Source organism: Komagataeibacter kakiaceti JCM 25156 (genome assembly GCF_000613305.1).
Window position 1 is genome coordinate 1 of the sequence record NZ_BAIO01000309.1, and the last position, 2,859, is coordinate 2,859.

At 68.3% G+C, this 2,859-nt stretch carries 1 protein-coding gene and 2 pseudogenes; all 3 read right to left on the bottom strand.

Going from position 1 to position 2,859, the window contains the following annotated elements; genetic code table 11:
* Window positions 1-874, bottom strand: a pseudogene (locus JCM25156_RS12835) (response regulator); the annotation flags it as partial.
* Window positions 875-883: 9 nt separating this feature from the next.
* Window positions 884-1,981, bottom strand: a pseudogene (gene cheB / locus JCM25156_RS24240) (chemotaxis-specific protein-glutamate methyltransferase CheB).
* A gap of 2 nt (window positions 1,982-1,983) precedes the next feature.
* Window positions 1,984-2,859, bottom strand: an 876-nt coding sequence (locus JCM25156_RS12845; RefSeq protein ID WP_025813385.1) for a response regulator, incomplete at its 5' end; no start/stop codon positions are given.

Here is a 2,859-nt window from a genome sequence, read left to right on the forward strand (position 1 = left end):
CTCGATCCGGCGCACGTCATCCTGCAACAGCTTGCGCCGCACCAGCACGCGAATGCGCAGCGCAAGCGCCGCCGGTCCCACATCGCGTGAAACGAGATCGTCTATCCCCGCCTCGAACACCCGCGCCGAGAACGCGCGCGCATCCGGGCGCGGGCCGCCATCCACACCCAGTATGCGCGGCGGCACGTTGCCCGACAGCAGATCCTCCTGCCGCCATCCATCCAGCCTGCGGCAGACTTCCAGCCCGTCGAATTCCTGACAGGCCAGGTCGATCACCACGCAGTCGCATATGGTCGGGGTCGTGCAGCAGGGACGGCTCAAGCCGCGCCGGATCGTGGCAGAGCGTGACGATATGCCCGTCACGCCGCAACTGCCCGATCAGTTCGGGCACCGCCTGCTGGCAGGAAGGTTCGGGGGCGATGACCATGATGCGCGCGCGGCGGAAAACCCGCTCGGGCCGCAGGCTGGGCGCATGGGCCGCGTGTTCGCGCAAGAGCGCGCGGATGCGGAAGACGATCAGCGCCGGGTCGGAGGATTTGGGAATATAGGCGTCCGCCCCGCTTTCCAGCCCCTCACGCTCCAGCCCCGGCTCGATCCCTTCCGTCAGGATCAGGACGGGAATGGTGCGTGTCACCGCGTTCATGCGCAACTGGCGGGCAAGCTGGCCGCCATTCATGCCCGGCAGGTGATAGTCCGCGATCACCAGCCCCGGCAGGCGCTCATCCAGCGTGTCGAGCGCTTCCTCCCCGCTGGCCACGCGGTGGACATGAAAGCCGTGCCCTTCCAGCATGCGGCGGATACGCAGCGCCTGCGTGTCCGAATCCTCGACCAAAAGCAGCGTATCCGGGTCGTCCTTACCGTTGGTCAGGGACATGGCGGGCGGTCATCCTTCCAGAATTCTGTCTATGGGCGTCTGGCTGCCCGCCAGAAGCCTGAGAACATGCGGGCCGATCTCATGCACCGGCAGGCTTATGCACGCCGCATCGGCCCGTTCGGCGGCGCCGGGCATGCCGTGGATGACCGAGGTGCTGCGGTCTTCCGCAATCGTGTAGCCACCGCGCGCGCGGATGCGGCCAAGCCCCTCCACGCCGTCTTCTCCCATACCCGTCAGCAGCACGCCAAGGGCGTCGGCCCCGAAGACCCGTGCGACGGAGGAAAACAGCACATCGGCTGAAGGGCGCTGCCCCTGTACCTGCGCGCCGTCATGCAGCACGGTCTCGCCATGCGTGCCCACCGTCATGTGCCGGTTGCCCGGCGCCACCAGAACCTGCCCGCGCGCCAGTGGCGTGCCATGTCGCGCCAGCATGACCGGCAGGGGCACCTGCTGGTCCAGCCACTGGGCGAACCCTTCCATGAACGGTTCGCCCATGTGCTGCACCAGAACCACCGGCAGCGCGAAATCGGCGGGCAGGTCACCCAGCACGCGCGCGAACGCGGTCGGCCCCCCGGTGGAGGCGGCAAGGGCGAGGATACGGGGGCGAATGTCCAGCGGGCGGACACGCGCGCCCCGTGGCGGAAGAGGCCCGGCCTGGAGCAGGCGACGGCGGATGACCGGCACCTGGCTCATGATATAGAGTTGTGTCGCGATCCCCTGCGCCACGGCCCCCGTGCCATCGCCCGACAGGCCCTGCGGTTTTCCATGACCGCAAGCGCGCCCGAGCGCAGCGCGTTCATGGAGACATGCGTGGTCCCGCCCCCCACCGTCATCGCTCACGATCACGATGGGTGTGGGAAAATGCGCCATGATCTGGCGGGTGGCTTCCAGCCCGTCCATGCCGGGCAGGCAGATATCCATGGAAATCACGTCGGGGCGCAGATGCGGGACCAGACGCAGCGCTTCCTCCGCCGTTTCCACGGCTTCAAGCAGTTCAAGGCGCGGGTCACTGGCGACCACGCGCATGAGCAGATGGCGCAGGACCGCCGAATCTTCCACGATCAGCACGCGGCGCGGGGGCTGGGGCGAAGTCTGGGGCGCGGGCAGGCTCACAGCAGCCCCCTTATGGTGTCGATCAGCTCGCCCTGATCGAATCTCTGCTTGGTCAGGTAGGCGCGCGCGCCACCTTCCATGCCCCGGCGCACGTCCTCGCCCTCGTCACGCGATGTCATGAGCACCACCGGAATATCCGCCAGATGCGGATCCGCCCGCATGGCCGCCAGCAGGTCGAAGCCATCCATGCGCGGCATTTCCACATCCGTCACCACCACATCGACATGCCGCGAGGACTGCTGGAGCAGCGCGAGCGCCTCCTCCCCATCCACCGCGAGGCAGACATCATAACCGTGGGACTGGAGGATCGTTTTCTGCAATGTCCGGGTCGTGATCGAGTCATCCACCACCATCACCAGCGGGGCATGGCGCACGGGCGTTACCGTGGCCGCGTCATCCACATCGCTGAAGCGCACCACGCCCCCGGCGCCACGCAGGCGCCAGCGCGCGAACAGCCGGTCGGGGCTGAGAACGAAAACCGGCTGGTCCTCACGCGGCCAGGCGATGCCGGGGACCAGTTCGCTGTCCAGCCCCACGGCGGTGGCGTCCGACACCAGCAGGGTGCGCACATCCATCATCCGCTCCACGGCGAAGCCGCAGCGCACGCCGTCAACCTCCATCACCGCGACGCTGACCGCGCCATCACGCACCGGCAGGGGCGCGTCCTCATCCCCCACGAACGCCACCAGCGGGACCAGCGGGACCAGTTCCTCCGCCTGCGTGGCGGTTTCACGCGCAGGCTGGACCCCATCGGGCGGGCGCGGCACCACGCCGAAGGGCAGGCCATTGAGCATGCGGATGTCCTCACGCCGTATGCGCAGCAGGTGGCGGATGACGCGCCCCGGCAGCCCCAGCGTCTGGCCCGCGTTTTC